Consider the following 17,646-nt stretch of genomic DNA (forward strand, 5'->3'; position numbering starts at 1 on the left):
CAGCTTGGATCCATCTAAATCCCTTAAGGAGAGAAGGGCATCTTCATGACCATCGTAAGCACAAAACGCCATTGTGTAACAATTTGTATTAGCGCGGATCATTTTTAAAGTTATGTTAGCAAAGTGACAGTGAATTCCGATCAGGATACAGCTTTCAATCTTATTATGCTGGATCGTTAAATTAGGGTGGCAAGGATTGATTACTGTTTCGGGATCAATCTTTGGATATATAGGTCGATAATCGGGCATTGTGATTACGTTCATGCCGGGAACCTCTTTAACCAGGTCCATCGCCAGTTCTGCTTTACGGTCCGTCTCTTCGGTCCATCCCCAAACAATCATTGGTCCCGGAAACAAAGTTGGGTTGCGTCTTGTTAATATTTCATGCGCAGCTTTAGTAATGGCATCATCAGTAGGAACATGTTCCCCTTCGACCAAATCAAACCCTGAATCTTTCTCGGGCTGAAAAATTCCTTGTGCTGCAGCAGAAGCGGGAAGTAAACCAATAGGACCTAAATCTAGTTTGGGCATCTAAACAAATCTCCAATGAATATTTTGCAAATTAAAACCTGTATCCCTTAGCAGGGAATCCGGATTAACCTAAACGATAAGAAACATGGGCTTTTAAACAAGCAATCTACTTTTTCTACTTGGGCAAGCCCGACTTAGAAACGGCCATACTATTATTAATGAGGGGGTATTGTCAATAATATTCATGTCAGGAATTGCATGCGAGAGAGGGTGTTTTTCAATATAAAACCCTATGCTAAACCTCAAAAATCCTTCTTTCCCCATGCAAAAGGATTTTTTTGCCAGGAAAGCAGTATTTCAATGTCACTTTGAGAGATATCTGCTTTAGATTGAGCTACTTGCAGTAGTTTAGAAAAAACCAGTATTGAATGGAGTTGGCAAGAGATATTGTTGAATTTTTCTATTGCTTCGGGAAAACCATAACTGAAAATACTGAAACAGTGCTCAACAATGCCACCGGCTTCTCGTATGGCCGTCACAGCGTTGATTGCACTTCCACCTGTTGAAACAAGGTCCTCGATGACCAACACCCTCTGGTTTTTATTCAGAATACCTTCAATTTTATTACCCATGCCATGAGATTTTTCCTTCGATCTCACATAGATCAATGGAAGTTGAAGCATGTCAGCCAGAGTGGTTGCATGAGGAATACCGGCAGTTGCCGTTCCAGCTATGACATCTATGCCCTCAACATAATTTTTTAATAGATCTTGAAAACCATTGGCTATTAAAGAGCGATGATCTGCATTCCCTAAAAGCAGGCGATTATCATTATAAATTGGCATTTTATAGCCGGAAGCCCAGGTAAATGGTTTCTGGGCATTGATTTGGATAGCTCCAGCTTCCAACGCTATATGTGCAATTTTTTCTGCAATTGTCATCTTATAGATTGAAATTCCCGGTGGATTAACTTTTCATTGGCACCTCTTATCATTAAAGATCCAAGCCCTCTCAAAGTAAAACCAAACAAAAATTTAGTTTCCCTCTCGCTATCAACAGTTTGTACCAAGTTAACTCTGTCTATAAAACCAAATTGGATACCCCAACATTTACATGGGTCATCGTACAACAAGTTGAAATTATTTTCCCGAGAAACTCCCGCTCTCGCATCAAAACGGGCTGAACCCTGCATTCTCCAGCCTTTAGCAAAGCTCCAGTCTATTGTTCCAACGTAAAAAGTTGTCTGGTCTTTGGTAAATCTCCTCTGAAGATATAAATACAGCGAGTCCACAGGTTTCAGCCCCACCTCTGCATTGAATGTTTGTAGAGTTTTATCGTAGATATTAAACGTGGAGTCAAAATTAAATTCCAGATTATCGTGTACTCTGCTGTCCATGTCAAAACGCAAGTCTGTGAACGGGCGTTTATTTTCAGAATCTTCTCCACCGGTTGCTTCTATTAGATCAAGCGTCTGACTGATGTCAAAGCGAACGGACTCTCTGGTATTATAATTTCCTTCCTTGTCGCGTTCTTTTTGTAACAGCCTTTGAGTTAGAGAGTAAGTGATAGTACTTTGTCTATTGATTGTATCATTACCATCGAACACCCTGATTTTTTCACGATCATTTTCATCTATATCGGGAATAAAATTATAAGTTATGCGAGGCTCTAAAAGATGTTTAACTTTAGGGACGTTCTTATTTTTAAATTCAAAAACTTTTTCAAACCTTGGTCCTTCAATGCTAGCGTTTATATCGAAAGATTCTCGGGTGAAAAAGTCAAGACGTTCATTGTTATTCGTTGTGTCTAATCCTCTACTGTAAATGGTTTCTCTAAACCCCAGGGTAGGGGTGAAGCTTAACCAGGGAGCAATTCTCATTGGATAAGTGAATTGAGGATGAAAGTCGAATCGTTGAACTGAATAATTGTCATCTATATCTGGGTCCGAATTCAGGTCTGTTAGAAAGGATGCGAAGCTGGAGTCCTGATTGAATAAAAGCTCTGTACCCCGTTTGACAGAGTTATTTTTACGGCAGGTGTCTTTTTGCTGATCAGACTGTTGAGTTTGTGAAATATCATTAATTTGTTTCTTAACTTTATTATTCTCATTTAGTTTGGTATCACATGAATCATTATTAAAAAATGATCTCATGAGTTTCTTAACAGGCTGCCTTTGGGTTTTGTATGTTATTTGTGGGAGTTGAGCAAAGGTTTGGTCACTGCCTGCTTGAGAGCTGTCGCGATACCGGGTCAAAACATCCAGAGAGCTACCTTCCCAGGTTTTTGTGATATTTGCGTAGGAATCTGTATTGCGTACTGATCTAATGCTGGAGTTATCAGTAAAGTTTCTATTAAATTCCTGACTTCTCAGATCAAGAACTCCATTAAAATTGAAATCAAACGGGAGCTTTTGTCTGTGCTCGGCTTGTACTTGCCAAAATGTCGAGCCGGTTAACTTGTCATCAATAAATGAAGCATTGACTGTTCCAGCAGTGGTGAGACTTGGTGTGTATCTGTACTCTAGTACTGGTTTAATACCACGGTTTTGTGAATAGTCCAGACCGAATGTTGCATCAGAGTGTTTGTCGATAGCCCAATAATAAGCATTGTTAACGACCACTCCCTCATTGCCGCCGGTACCCCATGAAGGGACTAGAAATCCACTTTTTCGTTCTTGGTCGATAGGGAGATATCCTATTGGAAAATATAGAATAGGGAAGTTTTTTATTTTAAAGATACCATTTTTAAAAAATACCCTATCGCCCATTACAATGTCCATGGATTCTGCTTCAAAAAGCCAATCTGGCAGCGCTCCTTCGCAGGTTGTCAAGTGTCCTTTTTGAGCTGTAAAATGCGTGTTTGAATATCGTGTGATTTCTTTTCCCTTTATATAAAACTGCTTGCCAACTCGGCCTCGAGTTTCAAAGATACGGCCTTGTTGGTTATCGATATTAAAACGGGTTCTCTTGGCTTTGAGACGGGTTCCATCGTTACGGATGATTCTGACATGACCCACTGCCTGACCATTGCCGGTATTGTTATTTACTTTAACTTTGTCGGCTTTAATAACCCTGTCTTCCATGTCAATGATCACATTTCCCCATGCCCAGATTAAGTTCCGGTTATTGTCATGTGTCATGTGATCTGCGGTGAGAAACACTCCACCTTCAGGTTGACTTTTCTTCTTTGATAAAGGCTTTATAGGGCTATCGACATTCTGGACCCAATTGGGGTAGGTCAGTTGGCGAGGCATTTCCAAATTTTCATTGGGTTCCAACTGTTTTGCATTTCCCCACAACCAATCGGTCATCGCTTCATCTTCTTCAGCTTCCAAATACAGCTGTTCAGATGGGGATAGTAATATCCTGCTTCCCCACATCCATTCAATATTAGAGGAGTCAGGTTCAAGTGATGCTTTATCTGATTCAGGGAATTTTCTAACCTTTTCCTGAGGAGGATCTGGTAACCGAATGTTTGATATATTATTTACATAGGAAAAAGATTCACTCGTTTGAGTGAAGAGTATTCCCAGAATTAAAAAAAGTATTTTCATATTTAAAACATTTTTTGGCTTCCGCAATCAAAAATATGGAGCCTGTGATACAAATCAAATCATCCTTGTTAGCGATTCTTTTAATCGCTCGCATTGCTTCAAAAACGTCTTCGAAGCATTGAGACGGTTTGTTATATGATTTCAGTCTTTCAGCCAGTTTTTCAGGCGCTTCCTCTCGAGAAGGGTTGACCGAGACCAAAAAAAACTCATCTCCCAGGGGACATAAAATATTGATAATTTCATCAATTTTTTTGTCCCGCATCAGTCCCAAGACTATGAAACATCTTGAAAACTTGAAGTTTTCAAGCAATTCCATCGTCAGACTTCTGACGCTTGCTTCATTGTGAGCGCAATCCAGGACCACTTTCGGGTGTGAAAAAGCCGTTTCCAGCCTGCCTTCCCAGGAAACTTTTTCCACTCCGTCTTTCAGATGCCTATCTTCAATATTGAAACCGCGCTCTCTTAAAGCCAAACAGGCTGACACAGCCAATCCCGCATTATTCCTTTGAAAATGGCCCTTTAGAGGAATATGCAGGTCGTTTAGTACTTGAGTGCCCCATTTGTAACTGAAGCTGCTTATTTCATTTTCTTTTGCTTCAGGTGTTACCTGAAAGTCCACTCCCAGCCGATATAACTCTGCTGAGTTCTTAAGGGCCAATTCATTGACAATTTGAAATAGTTCATCATTATCAATATCAGCAAAAACTGTACCGCTTTCCTTTATAATTGAAGCCTTTTCAAAGGTGATTTGCTCCAGATCTTCTCCAAGGAACTGAGTATGGTCCCTTGAAATGGAGGTGATAATGGATATTTCGGCTTTGCAAAGATTGGTGGCATCAAGTCGACCCCCGAGCCCGACTTCGATAACATTCATATCGGTATTTTGTTCGTGAAAATAAAGAAAGGCTAAAACTGTTCCAAACTCAAAAAATGTGACCGGGGTTTTCAATTTTTCAACAGCAGATTTGACTCTATAGATCAACTCTGTGATTTGTTGTTTTTCAATCATGCTTCGATCAATTTGAATGCGTTCGCGAAAATCCAGAATATGAGGGGATGTATAAAGTCCGACCTTGAGTCCAGATGCTCTTAAAATAGATTCTGTAATTGCCGCAGTAGACCCTTTACCATTGGTGCCAGCAATATGGATGGTGGGAATATTTAATTGAGGATTATCAAAATGCTTAAGAAGTCTGGATGTATTATTAAGTCCGAGTTTAATACCACTTTTTGTAAGACTGTAAAGGTAGTCCAACGCTTCTTGATAGTTAGATGCATTCATAAGTATTAAAAATTTTTAATGTGGTTATTCTGAAGTGACTTTCATCACGAGCTCAGTTTTGCAGAAAATAGTCAGCACTTGGAAAATGTTCAAAAGCATGTTCCAGGAGTTAAAGTTAAAAAATATCTGTTATTTTAATCAGGATTATCTGGGAAAAATTCAGAAGGGCCTAAAAGGCGCAGGATCCTATAGAATAAAGCTATGAAGAACGATTCCGAGATTATAATTCCTCTGGTCTCATTTTCCTCCGGTCGGGAAAGGAAGGAGCCCGACAGTGAGACAGAAGAGTTTTTTTTTCTTTCTGATAGTTATACCAGAATATGCCCGCCAATGAAACTGCCAGATTCATGTTATGGGTTTAAAATTCAAGGTATTTTGGACAATTCTGTTTTGACGCAAGACTGCATCGCGGTTTTTTCCAAATCGGAGGAGGAAGGGTTAGAAAATATCTATGCTGTAAGAGTTAAAGGCGAGTTGCCTTTTTTAGGTAAATTGATAAAAAAAGAAACTGAATCAAAAAACGCAAGTCGTGAGCGAAAAGTGTTTATGGTACCAACCCCTATGCATGTCCCAGGTAGTAGTGTTTCACCAATTGCCCCATCTTTGCACAAAGTAATAATGTTTAAAGATTTTACTGGCTCTGGGAAATTGAGGTTGATTCCAGAAAACAAAATCCTTTGGAAGCATCCTCTGGTGTATGTTCAAAATGAATAATACAAAAAATTATAATGAGAGAAGGTTACCCCAGGCAAACAGGTGACACATCTTTCCAGAATTTAATTCCTGCCTGAGTCCAGTCTAATTCTCTAAATGAATCGTCCGCGATAGGATGTATTCGCATAATTTTCATATAGTCCTGTTTAGCCGATTGTTCAACCCATGCAGGGTGTTCACTGACAGGAATGAAAAACTTTTTGTCCATGCGCCACTCCCAGGGGTTGCGGGCGATAGAAAGGTATATATCTAGAAAAGGTGGTTCCATACAATTGTCTTTTAGGCGCTGAAAATATGTATTGAGTTTGTCACCTTTTAATATCATGGAAAACCCCAGATAATGGCCCCACCAGAACAGAGTTCTAAAAGTATACATTTCAGTTTTTGAAAAATTTTGTGGGATATCCAGAGATAAAAAGGGAAATCCGTTGTGGTTTTCACCCCTGGCAATCTGACCCTTTTCTATGTCAGTGCCTGATGGTAATTGATGTGCGCAGGAAAGTAGCTCAATGGCCATAGCGTCTTTAAGGTTTGTTAAACGATTTTCAACTTTTTTTAGTATCGCGGGCTTGTTTAGAAACACTTCGACATGGCTGATCATTTCCATGTCTTTCAATTGCCAGCTTTCGCGTGGAGAGGGTGGGGTGGGATTAGTTTCACTCATACTAAAAGAGGTGCGGCATTAATTAAGGTTGTGGTCCTTAATTAATGCCTTTTTTTTGGGCTATTTCCTCTTTTTGACGAGCCAGGATGTAAGAATGCACTTGATCTTCCTGATCGGCACTAAGACCAACTATTTTACAGCGACAGACATTCTTGTCGTCTATTTTGAGAATTTCGGTTTTTACACTAAAAGTTCCATTTCCTTTTGGTAAAGTGAGTTCAAGAGGATATGTTGCTCCCAATTTGAACTTTTTATTATCAAATGAAATTCCACCGGCACTGATATCAACGGCTTTAAGTTGAGTTTCACCTACACTGATGAGGATAGGGTTCTCTTTTGAGGGGTAAACCCTAAAAGCCCCTCTGGTTTCAGTAGGGTTTTTGAACAATTTTTTCCCGGTATCTTTACTTTTCTTTTTCCAGAACAAATTCTACCCTCCTGTTTTTAGCTCTTCCTGGCGCAGTATCATTCGTTGCCAAAGGAAATGTATCCGCATAGCCCGTTGCAGTCATGCGTTCAGGCTCTGCACCTTTATCATAAAAATATCTCAAAACTGCTGTAGCCCGGGCGGCTGAAAGTTCCCAGTTAGTGGGAAACCTTTCTGTGGAAATGGGCTCGTCATCAGTATGGCCCTGTATGTGGATCTTGTAGTCCGGGTATTTATTGACAACTCGGATAACTTCGTCTAACACAGGTCTCGCTGATAACTGTAAATCTGCCTCTCCCGGCTTAAAAAGGCTTGCTCTAGGAACTCGAACTACAACTTGCGCTTCGCTGGTATCAACATCAAGTTCTGTCTCTTCAGCAACCTCTGTAATATAATTCAATATATCGTTAGACTTCATGCCTGTCAAATTTTGAATGCTTTCCTTGACCTCGGCACTATCCAAAAGTTCGAGTAACCTGATACACATGACTATCAGCTACTCTTGGCTTGAAATAACATTGACCATACTAAAACCAAAGCTAGACATCCGCAGACCAATGGAATCTGTGAACGGTTCAATAAAACAATTCTTAATGAGTTTTATAGTATTGCCCTGAGAAAGAAGATTTATTTAACCGTTGATGAAATACAAAAGATGTGGATGTCTGGTTGGATCGGTATAATAATCAACGTACTCATCAGTGAAAACGGTGTCAGGGAAGAACACCGATGCAAACTTTTACTGAAAATATGCTTGCGGCAAAAGAAAAAATGTGGAACATGGAGGGAAGCTCTGAACTGACAGCCCCATCTGAAATTACAATCGACCAAAGAAGGGTAGCTGCACAATCAACTCTTAGCTAATACACATAAATTTACCACTTTACCCTTTTTTCTGCAATATTCTCCGTTAGTTAGCCTCGTTTGACCTGACACAATATTTGCCCGATCCGCATCAAAATGGCATAAAATCCGGGTTTCCAACTGTTTTCTATGCATTTTTGTTCGTAACGGTTGGTTGCGTGGCTATAATTAGTTTAAACTCAAAAATTTATTGGTTTTTTTCAGGTCTAATTAACAAGTCTAAGGCTTTTTGGTGAGATGCTTGTTTTCGCCAGTAGATTATGAGTTTTACTGAGTTTGTCCATTGAGACTAAATAGTTTGATGTCCTGATTAGACCGTTATTCATCGTAGAGATGGCAGTGAACTTGATGGCCTTCTTCCAATTCAATTTGTTGGGGTACTTCGTTTTTACACCGATCCATTACTTTTGGGCAGCGAGGATGAAAATGGCATCCTGAAGGGGGATTGAGTGGTGAAGGGACATCTCCCGGTAAAGGTATAGGGCGGTTTCGAGACTTGGGGTCGAGCGATGGTTTGGAAGCAAGCAATGCCTGTGTGTAGGGGTGAGCCGAATTGTTGGCTATTTGTTCGGTGTTGGCTATTTCCACAATCTTACCCAGATACATAACGGCTGTTCTTTGCGACAAGTGCTTGACGACGTTGAGGTCGTGGGAAATAAAAAGCATTGAAAGGTTTTCTTCCTGTTGCAGTGTTTGCAATAAATTGATGATTTGAGCCTGGATCGATACATCCAACGCGGAAACGGGTTCATCACAAACGATGTAGCGTGGAGCAAGAGCCAATGCCCTGGCAATACCTATGCGTTGCCGTTGTCCTCCTGAAAATTCGTGTGGGTACCGTTGTAGATACATAGTTGAAAGCCCCACTTTCTCCATCAGTGATTCCACATTAGAACGCAATTCTTTGCCTTTGATGTTTAGGTGAACTGATAGCGCCTCCCCAATGATCTGCTCAACGGTAAATCGTGGATTCAAAGAGCTGTATGGATCCTGAAAAATGATTTGCATTTTGGGGCGTATCTTTGCCAATGCCTTTCTATCCAGTTTAAAGATATCAGTATCTTGAAAAAATATTTTGCCGGATGTGGGTTGCATGAGATGCAGGCTCAAGCGCCCTACAGTCGTCTTGCCACAACCTGATTCGCCTACCAGCCCTAAAATCTCACCTTCATGGATATCAAAGGAAACATCGTCTACAGCTTTCACCTGCCCAACTTCTCTTGATAGAAGTCCGCCATATACAGGAAAGTGTTTTTTTAGAGACTGGACGGATAATAATTTCTTCATGCGGTGGGTGTGGTTTCATATAACCAGCAGGCAGTCTGGTGCGAATTCTTTTCTTCAAAAGATGCCAGCTGAGGAACATCTTTCATGCATCGATCAAGTTTTTCAGTGCACCTGGGATAAAATGCACAACCCTCGGGCAGAAAAGCAGGATGGGGAACGGACCCAGGTATTGTCTCCAGTCTGGCCCCATCTTTTGGTAAAGAATTAAGTAGTCCACGGGTGTAGGGATGCGCCGGTGAGGAAAACAGTTCTTCAACAGGAGCCAGTTCCACCACTTTCCCGGAATACATCACGGCTACACGGTCAGCATATTGAGCCACGATACCCAGATTATGGGTTATGAGCAGTATTGACATGTGGGTTTCTTTTCTCAAGTGATCAAGCAGATCAAGAATTTGTGCCTGAATGGTGACATCCAAAGCGGTGGTCGGTTCATCTGCGACAAGGAGTGCAGGTTGACAGACGATTGCCATGGCGATCATCACACGTTGTTTCATCCCACCAGACAACTCATGTGGATACTGATCAAGTCGTTTTTCAGGAGAGGGGATGGCTACCTGCTTCAGAACATGCAGTGCCAGCTCGCGGGCCTGGGTCTCTGTCTTGTTCTGGTGCAGCCGAATGGCTTCCATTATCTGATCTCCAACAGTAAATATCGGATTGAGAGAAGTCATCGGTTCCTGGAATATCATACTGATTTCGTTGCCGCGGATTTTTTGCATTTCCATTTCGGATGTTTGCAACAGATCTTCTCCATTAAAGAGAATACGGCCCGATTCGAATTTGCCCGGCGGGGTGGGAATGAGGCGCATGGCACTCAGCGCGGTGACGGATTTCCCGCAACCTGATTCACCAACCAGTGCCAGAGTTTCGCCTTTATTTATACTAAGGTCCACATTGCGAACAGATTTAACGACGTTTTCTTCGGTGTGAAAATAAGTGCTTAGGTTTTCGATTTCGAGAAGAGGGTGCATGAAGGTGTTTTCTGAAAAGGATTATCGAAAACGTTTCAGGAGTGGTCATGACCTTCGTGGTCATCATGTTCTTCATTATTTTCCTCGAGGATATCTTCGTAGCGGTACCCATCATCCTCATCAATATCATAACGGTTAAGTCGGGTATCAATTTTTTCTGACCAGAAATCGATTCCACCTTCCAGGCATTTTATATTTTTGAACCCTCTCTGGCTCAACCATTTCTGGAAACTTGGGCTTCTGTCCTGTTTCCAGTCGATCAAAACGATTTCGCGATCTTTTTCAAATGTTCCCAGAACATGTTCATTGTTTTCGGCATTGATAATGTGCGAGTCTTCTATTTTTGCTATGTCTCTTTCCCAGCTTTCGCGAATATCCAGCATCGTAGGTTTGTTGCCGGAATCTATTTTTTGTTTCAGTTCCTCGCAGGTCATGATGGCGATATTTTTTTCAGAATACTCTCTGTTCAAGCAGTTGATGACTTCCTGTAGATTTTTTCCTTGATCCTGGCATACAGAAGCGAGGGTGTCTTCAGTCTTGTAAGGTGTCACAGGCATTCCAATATGAAATTCTTTGAAAAGTACGGTGTGGACATCCGGAAAAATCTGGTTTGCGGTTGCCATGGAAACTTCTGCATTGAACGGACCTTCAATCTTTTCCACTTCAATTTCAGAAATTTTTAAAATGTGATAACCATATTGAGAGTGGACGGGGCCAATAATATTTCCCAGGTCTGCTTCAGTAACGGTCTTACCCATAATGGATTGCAGGTTTCCTTCCGGCATCCAGCCCAGGTCACCAGCGTTTTCTTTAGATGGACAGGTGCTGAATTTTGTCACGACTTCTTCAAAGGGGGTGCCGCTATCCAATTGCTTTTTTGCGGCAACAACTTCTTCCATGGAATGGGTGAAAATCTGGCTCGCTCGAACCCGAATCATATCTTGTCTCCTGATTACCTTATTTATCAATAGATATCATCATAGTACGCCCACTGTTTGATGTCAAAAGCTAGTTAAAAGAATCGAAATAAAATACGCAGATTAAAGTTATTGATATTCTGCCTGTTATTATCCTTTCTAATTCAACCCTTAATGGGTGGCTGAAAATGGCCGATAAATTGTAAGTGAAGGCTGAATGAGCATTTAAGCTATGCTAGGTAGTAATGAGTGGTCGCGTTTTTATTGTTATGGCGCAGGGATTTTTTAAAATGCTTTGATTGATGCATCGTTATTCCCGGTGAGATGGTGATCCACTGCCTGTTCAAAGTATCTCTTTGCCCAGTTGATTTCCACATATGCATTTGAGGAAAGGAACAATTTTGTAATGAGGGTAGCTGTCATTTTCATCATGAATGCTAGCTAAGAGGAATCGGTTAAGCTCTAGAAATTGAAATGCATTCCCGCCATAATAAAGGAGGTAATGAAAGAATAAAAACGGACGCCTGTTAATTATTATGGTAACGAATGAATTATGGTTGTTCAATCTTAAATACAGGAGCGAAAGCTGATAGATTTATTTGCTCAATTCTATTGTATGGCTGGACAAATCAGAGCAACTTTCTATTATGAGAATAGAATATGAGAGGCGGTGGTTTGTGAGCTTCAATTATAAATTATATTTCTCAGAGTTTCTCATTGCTGTTTTCTTGGCAGGTTGCGCCCATCCAGTTTCCCAAAAAATACGAGAAGGACTTGATCCCGGTATTAGTTTTGAGTCTTTGGTTGAAGACCCCAGTTCATTTATAGGGAAACAAGCATTGTTTGGGGGGGTGATCGTTGTTACCCGTAATATCAAAGATGGAACAGAATTGGAAATCGTGCATAAAAATATCGATTCCTACGGCAATCTAGAGGGAGGAGATTACTCAGGTGGACGATTCCTGTTTTTTAATAAGGGTTATCTTGAGCCGGAAATTTATTCAGCCGGTAGAAAACTAATAGGTGTTGGTAAAGTGACAGGAAAAAAGCTGGGGAAAGTGGGTGATTACCCCTATAATTTCCCGGTTATTGAGGTAGAAGAATTGCATTTGTTAGACGATACAACGATTAACCCTTCTTATTCTGCTCCCTATTGGAGCCCCTGGTACAGGCCTTATTTTTACGGTCCCTACTGGCCTTATCGTTACTGGTAAGCCTAGATATCGAAGGTCTTAAAAGAACGCTCCATCCATTTATCCAAAATTTATAGTGTTGCATTGAACGATTGAGAATACTGTTATTTGCTGCCGGTTAGGTAACCATCCCCCAAACACCCTTCAAAAATAGCGATTTTTACTGTAAATGTGCCTATTCCCTATGTAAATGATACATTTTTTTGATTTTCTTATGCGTTAAACATATTTGTTCCCTAATTTTCACTCCCTTAACATCAATTACTATGTTGACTTAAGGGGCGTTTCTGTCTAGCATTCCTAAAATTCCTATCATTTAAAGAATTGAAATTTTGTGACTTCCAGAAAACTTAGAGGTTTTTGGGATTAATTCTGGAAATGGAGAAAACAATGGCAGGCAGCACTAATGGGAAAATAATAGCTTGTCACGAATGTGATCACTTCCACTTTTTCGAAGTTATCCCGGCGGGCGCAAAAGCCAGCTGTCAATATTGTGGATATTTGCTTTACCGCCATATTCCGGATTCCATAAACCGAAGTCTGGCTTTATATCTAACGGCATTGATCCTTTTTATTATAGCCAATGTGTTTCCCTTTTTATCGTTGGAATTAGGAGGACGTGTTGTTGAGAACATTCTATTTTCCAGTGGTTGGGCTATGTATAAACTTGGCATGGGGGAACTGGGCGTTCTTATTATACTAACCAGCATTCTTTTCCCCTTTATTGTGATTGTCGGTATGCTCTATTTACTCATTCCGGCGCGCTTCGGAACTGTGGCTCCCTTCATGCCTCAGGTGTACCGATTTGTGAACAGTATTATTCCCTGGAGCCTGGTCGGTGTGTTCATGCTGGGTGTATTGATTGCCATTGTTAAATTACAGGATCTGGCGAATGTGGACACAGGCCCAAGCCTGATAGCACTAGCTCTGTTACTTTTGGTTTATACTGCCGCCCGGGCCAATTTTGATCCGTATGATTTATGGTCTTTAACGGGGCACTCTTCAGAGATATCTCAAGAAGACCTTGCCGAAAATACTATTTTGAACTGTCACACTTGCGGATACTTGACTCGAGACATAGGTAAAAACCAGAATTGCATTCGTTGTCACTCGTCTTTACACCATAGAAAAAATAACAGTATAGAAGCCACCTGGGCATTGCTGATCGCGGCTTTCGTTTTGTTGATTCCTGCCAATGTTTACCCGGTAATGACAGTGATCCGTTTTGGACAAGGGGAACCCAGTACAATCCTTAGCGGGGTATTACATTTAATTGAATCCGGAATGTGGGGATTGGCCATGATTGTTTTTATAGCCAGTATTGTTGTGCCAGTTTTAAAACTCGTCATTTTGTGTTTTTTATTGATCAGTGTTCAAAAAAAATCCATTTGGCGTCCCCGTGATCGCACCATGCTTTATCGTGTCACGGAGATTGTTGGGGCCTGGTCCATGGTGGATATTTTTCTGGTAGGACTTTTGTCATCACTGGTCAGTTTGGATGCTTTGTCAACAATACGTCCTGGAATAGGAGCGATCTTTTTTGCAGGAGTTGTTGTGATAACCATGTTTGCGGCACATAGTTTTGATCCACGTTTGATATGGGATCAGATAAAAGAAAACAATAATAAAGATTAAAGCCATTGGATATTTCAAGCCCAAAAGTCAGCAAGCAATCCGGTCCCTCCATTGTCTGGATTATTCCCCTGGTCACTCTCCTGGTCGGTGGTTGGCTGATCGTAAAGACTCTTTCCGAAAAGGGTCCGCGTGCGACTATCAGTTTTAAGACAGCGGAAGGCATTGAAGTAGACAAGACCAAGGTCAAATACAAGAATGTCGATTTAGGTGTTGTAGAGAAAATTGAATTCAGTGATGATTTTTCACACACCATTCTTACGGTGGATTTTATCCAGGGATCAGAGAAATTTTTACGCCGAAGTACACGTTTTTGGGTGGTTAAACCACAACTTAGTTTGCGAGGGGCGTCTGGTTTGGGCACGCTGATTTCGGGAGCTTATATTGAAATTGAGCCAGGTACCGGTGCTCCTCAATTGCATTTTGTTGGGCTTGAAAAACAACCGGTGGTCAAGTCTGATGAACAGGGAAAAAAGATCACATTGGTTACGCAAAAACTTGGTTCGATAGATACGGGATCGCCAGTTTATTATCAAGGATTGCTGGCGGGTGAGGTTTTGGGATATGAACTTGGAAACGATAGAAAGAGCACCTTTGTACATACCTTTATCAAAGACCCATTTGACCAGTTGATTCGGGGGAATACTAATTTCTGGAATGTAAGCGGCATCAATGTATCCATGGGGGCTGACGGTTTCAAGGTACAGACCGAATCCATTCAATCCATGATGTTCGGGGGTATTGCTTTTGAAACACCGGAGACGCTGGAGCAGGCAACCACCGACGTTGATAATCTGGTTTTCACCTTGCATGAAAGTTATGAAAGCATCGAGAAACATGCCTACACAAAGAAGGTTAAGTTCATCATGTTTTTCGATAGTTCCATTCGCGGATTGAACCTGGGTGCACCGGTAGAATTTAAGGGCATTAAGGTTGGTTCGGTATTGGATGTGAGGCTGGAGTTTGATAGCGACAGCACTTCTTTTCTCATTCCAGTGTTGATTGAGATAGAACCTCAAAGAATTCTTGAGCGGGGAGTTCAAGGTGAGGTGCCTTCCCATCAAGCATTAAATAGACTTGTGGAACGCGGTCTCCGGGCACGTTTGCAAACAGGTAGTCTGCTAACAAGCCAGTTGTATATCGAATTGGATATGCACCCCGGAACACCTGTTAATCTAAGCGGCCGCAAAACTCCATTCCCTGAATTGCCTACACTGCCAACATCCAACTTTGGAGCTATCACCCAGTCCGCTGAAGAATTGCTGGCTAAACTAAACAAGGTCGATATTGAAGAAGTCACCGCGGTATTGATTGATACCATTAAAACTGCCAATAAAACCATGCACACTGCGGATGATGCTATTAATAGTGCAGGCGCTCTGATTGAAGATCCTGGCATCCCAAAAGCTATAGAAAATGTTCGTATCGCTTTGGAAAATTTCAAGAAAATCACCCAAAAAGTGGATGATTCAGGTTTGATTGCGAGTGCTACAAAAACACTTGGTAGTGCCGACAAAGTTATTAACAATGTTGACAAGGCTGTAACCAGTGCAGACAAAATTATAAGCAGTACTGGAAAAGCTATAGAAAGCGCGAGCAATACATTAACCGGCATTGATCAGACATTAAGTAGCGCCGACAAGGCCATCAATAATGCCAATAAGCTCATTACAACGCCCGCTATCACCCAAGCTATAGAAGATATTCGTATTGCATTGAAAAATTTCAAAAATATTACTCAAAAGGTGGATGATTCAAATCTGATTGCCGACACCTCGAAGACACTTAGAGATGTGGACGAAATAATGATTGAGTCAAAACAAACCTTAAGTAACGCAAATAAAGCCATAGACAGTGCGATTGTTACAGCGGACAACGCAAATAAACTGATCATGTCACCCGGTATTACTGAGGCTGTAGAGGATATTCGGGTATCATTGAAAAGCTTCAAGAGCATCATGGCCAAGGTGGACAAATCAAATATTCAGGAAGCCATCAATGCGGGACATCTTGCACTGGATAATTTAAGCAAAACTCTGGATAAGACCAGCAGTATGATGGAGCCCAGTTCGCCCATTCAATATAACCTGATTGAATTAACCCGGGAGTTTGAAGAAACGGCACGAGCCATCCGTTCATTGATTGAAACGTTGGAGCGCAATCCTCAAGAACTGATTTTTGGCAAAGACCGAAACGCCAAAGGAGAATAATATGCGGAGCCCTTTATCTAAAATAATAGCTTCAGTATTTTTAGCCTGTTTGTTATATGGCTGTTCAGGTGTAAGCTCTACAGCTCCAATTCGTTACTATCTTGTTGATCCGATAAAATATCCGAAAGAACAGTTTAAAGCGGATAGGTCCCTGAGTATAGAAATTATCAGTCTTCATATCCCCCAATACCTGGAACGTTTTCATATTGCAACCCGAACCAGTAAAAGTCAGCTTGAGTTTTCAGAAGCTCATCAATGGGGAGAGAATTTGCGCAAAAACCTTTTGCGCACTATGTCAAGAAACCTCTCTGCCTTATTGTCAACGCTTGACATAGGGACCCCTTTGAACCGTTCTGCATCATTGCCTGACTATCGGGTTCAAATCCATATTGAACAATTTGAGTTGGAAAGCAACCAAAAGGTAAAGCTGGTGGCGCGCTGGCAACTTTCCAGTAAGGCGCAATCAAAGCCTCTGGGTGTGTTCAATGCAGAACTGCAAGGTGAAGAAACTATTAAAAAAGGGAATTACGAGCAAATGGTGTTGGTGATGCGTCAATTATACGGGGATCTCTGCGAGCGCATTGCAAAAACAATTATCACTTATGAATCTTGAATAGCTCTAATATCGATGAAGCTACTTCCTCATAATCCTTTGTGTTTTTTATTTATTTTAGTCATTTTCTGTTTGCAACCTCATGAATGTATCGGTTTCGTCAGTAGTCAAACCACTGGCGCAGAAATCATGGAAGAAGTCGATAGGCGACACCAGCAATTCCCTTATATCTATGAAGAGCAATCCATGGTTATGGTGGACAGGAATGGAGACCGCGATACCCGCAGGGCCAGGCGATACTCCAGAGTGGAAAAAGATGGTTCGGTAAGGTTTCTGTTGTTGTTTGATTACCCAAAGGAAGTCAAGGGCGTTGCCTTGCTGGCCCTTCGTAATCCTGATGGAAAAACAAGCAAATATATTTATTTGCCGGCCTATGGACAGCAGCTGCTGGAAAGCGCTGGCGAAGAAAGTGGTGATAACTTTCTTGGAACGGATTTTTCTGTAGAAAACCTCACTGGTGAAGTTTTAGGCGAGCATCATTATCTGCGTCGTGAAGATCAAGAAGTGGATGGAATTAAATATTTTATTGTTGATGTTTATAAGGCTGGTGATTCCTTGCGGAAAAAAAGAGTCTTGCGACGTCACCATGTCCAACAGGATAATTTGTTTATCACCCTGACTCATCACTTTGACAAGCATGGACGCATTAACCGTATCCAGAGTCAGCATGACCTTGCGAAAGTCAGCCAGGATAGGTTGGCCGCCAATATGATTCTCATGGAAAATAAAAAAGATCAACATCAGTCATTGATCAAGACCTCCCGCAGAATTTTCTCGCATGATTATGTGCCCGAAGAAATATTTTCGGCTGAATGGTTGTATAAGAACTACCCTTATATCGAGCC

General features: G+C 41.3%; 15 protein-coding genes and 2 pseudogenes (1 of these 17 running past the window's edge). 7 read left to right on the forward strand and 10 right to left on the reverse strand.

The annotated features are described in order from the left end of the window. The 4 genes and pseudogenes from F3741_09265 to F3741_09280 form a co-directional block, all read right to left on the reverse strand. Positions 1-531 (reverse strand): annotated as a pseudogene (locus F3741_09265) (2-oxoglutarate:ferredoxin oxidoreductase); it reaches 288 nt to the left of the window's first position. Between the two features lie 242 nt (positions 532-773). After that, positions 774-1,412 carry an orotate phosphoribosyltransferase gene (gene pyrE / locus F3741_09270; GenBank protein MZG30975.1) on the reverse strand — a complete coding sequence of 213 codons (639 nt, stop codon included), beginning with the start codon at positions 1,410-1,412 and terminating at the stop codon, positions 774-776. Continuing rightward, a complete protein-coding gene (gene lptD / locus F3741_09275; GenBank protein ID MZG30976.1) occupies positions 1,409-4,024 on the reverse strand; it encodes an LPS assembly protein LptD in 2,616 nt (871 codons plus the stop codon). The genes pyrE and lptD overlap by 4 nt, the downstream gene beginning before the upstream one ends. Then, positions 3,975-5,306 carry a bifunctional folylpolyglutamate synthase/dihydrofolate synthase gene (locus tag F3741_09280; GenBank protein ID MZG30977.1) on the reverse strand — a complete coding sequence of 444 codons (1,332 nt, stop codon included), beginning with the start codon at positions 5,304-5,306 and terminating at the stop codon, positions 3,975-3,977. Before F3741_09280 ends, lptD begins: the two co-directional genes overlap by 50 nt. 330 nt (positions 5,307-5,636) lie before the next feature. Here F3741_09280 and F3741_09285 point away from each other — a divergent pair, with 330 nt between their 5' ends. Further along, entirely contained in the window at positions 5,637-6,020 is a 384-nt protein-coding gene (locus F3741_09285) for a hypothetical protein (protein ID MZG30978.1), read from the forward strand. Positions 6,021-6,045: 25 nt separating this feature from the next. Here F3741_09285 and F3741_09290 read toward each other — a convergent pair whose 3' ends face one another. From F3741_09290 to F3741_09300, 3 genes are read right to left on the reverse strand one after another with little or no spacing between them, the layout of a single operon-like run. Next, positions 6,046-6,684: a hypothetical protein gene (locus F3741_09290; GenBank protein ID MZG30979.1), complete on the reverse strand. Its 639-nt coding sequence runs from the start codon at positions 6,682-6,684 to the stop codon at positions 6,046-6,048. A 37-nt stretch (positions 6,685-6,721) separates the two neighbouring features. Beyond that, the gene (locus tag F3741_09295) at positions 6,722-7,111 is read right to left on the reverse strand and encodes a PilZ domain-containing protein (GenBank protein MZG30980.1); all 390 of its coding nucleotides are present in this window, start codon (positions 7,109-7,111) and stop codon (positions 6,722-6,724) included. Next, positions 7,089-7,598: an OmpA family protein gene (locus F3741_09300; GenBank protein MZG30981.1), complete on the reverse strand. Its 510-nt coding sequence runs from the start codon at positions 7,596-7,598 to the stop codon at positions 7,089-7,091. The genes F3741_09295 and F3741_09300 overlap by 23 nt, the downstream gene beginning before the upstream one ends. Here F3741_09300 and F3741_09305 point away from each other — a divergent pair. Next, positions 7,590-7,813 (forward strand): annotated as a pseudogene (locus F3741_09305) (transposase). The gene F3741_09300 and the pseudogene F3741_09305 sit on opposite strands and share 9 nt — an antisense overlap. Positions 7,814-8,293: 480 nt before the next feature. Here the strand turns inward: F3741_09305 and F3741_09310 are convergent. From F3741_09310 to F3741_09320, 3 genes are read right to left on the reverse strand one after another with little or no spacing between them, the layout of a single operon-like run. Further along, on the reverse strand, positions 8,294-9,262 hold the full coding sequence (locus F3741_09310; GenBank protein ID MZG30982.1) for an ATP-binding cassette domain-containing protein: 969 nt from the start codon (positions 9,260-9,262) through the stop codon (positions 8,294-8,296). Further along, positions 9,259-10,236: an ABC transporter ATP-binding protein gene (locus F3741_09315; GenBank protein MZG30983.1), complete on the reverse strand. Its 978-nt coding sequence runs from the start codon at positions 10,234-10,236 to the stop codon at positions 9,259-9,261. Before F3741_09315 ends, F3741_09310 begins: the two co-directional genes overlap by 4 nt. A 35-nt stretch (positions 10,237-10,271) precedes the next feature. Next, positions 10,272-11,174, reverse strand: a complete 903-nt coding sequence (locus F3741_09320; GenBank protein ID MZG30984.1) for a hypothetical protein — start codon at positions 11,172-11,174, stop codon at positions 10,272-10,274. Positions 11,175-11,800: 626 nt separating this feature from the next. Between F3741_09320 and F3741_09325 the strand changes: the two genes are divergently transcribed. The 5 genes from F3741_09325 to F3741_09345 all read left to right on the forward strand — a co-directional run. After that, positions 11,801-12,367, forward strand: a complete 567-nt coding sequence (locus F3741_09325) for a hypothetical protein (protein MZG30985.1) — start codon at positions 11,801-11,803, stop codon at positions 12,365-12,367. 357 nt (positions 12,368-12,724) lie between these two features. After that, complete coding sequence (locus tag F3741_09330) at positions 12,725-13,981, forward strand: paraquat-inducible protein A (GenBank protein ID MZG30986.1); 1,257 nt, start codon at positions 12,725-12,727, stop codon at positions 13,979-13,981. A 5-nt stretch (positions 13,982-13,986) separates the two neighbouring features. Beyond that, positions 13,987-16,188, forward strand: coding sequence for an MCE family protein (locus F3741_09335; GenBank protein ID MZG30987.1), 2,202 nt, complete (start codon positions 13,987-13,989; stop codon positions 16,186-16,188). Between the two features lies 1 nt (position 16,189). Continuing rightward, positions 16,190-16,801 carry a membrane integrity-associated transporter subunit PqiC gene (locus tag F3741_09340; protein MZG30988.1) on the forward strand — a complete coding sequence of 204 codons (612 nt, stop codon included), beginning with the start codon at positions 16,190-16,192 and terminating at the stop codon, positions 16,799-16,801. 15 nt (positions 16,802-16,816) lie between these two features. Then, positions 16,817-17,646, forward strand: an 830-nt coding sequence (locus F3741_09345; protein ID MZG30989.1) for an outer membrane lipoprotein-sorting protein, incomplete at its 3' end; no start/stop codon positions are given.

It is taken from the genome of Nitrospinota bacterium, from assembly GCA_009873635.1.
Classification (GTDB): Bacteria; Nitrospinota; Nitrospinia; order Nitrospinales; family VA-1; genus LS-NOB.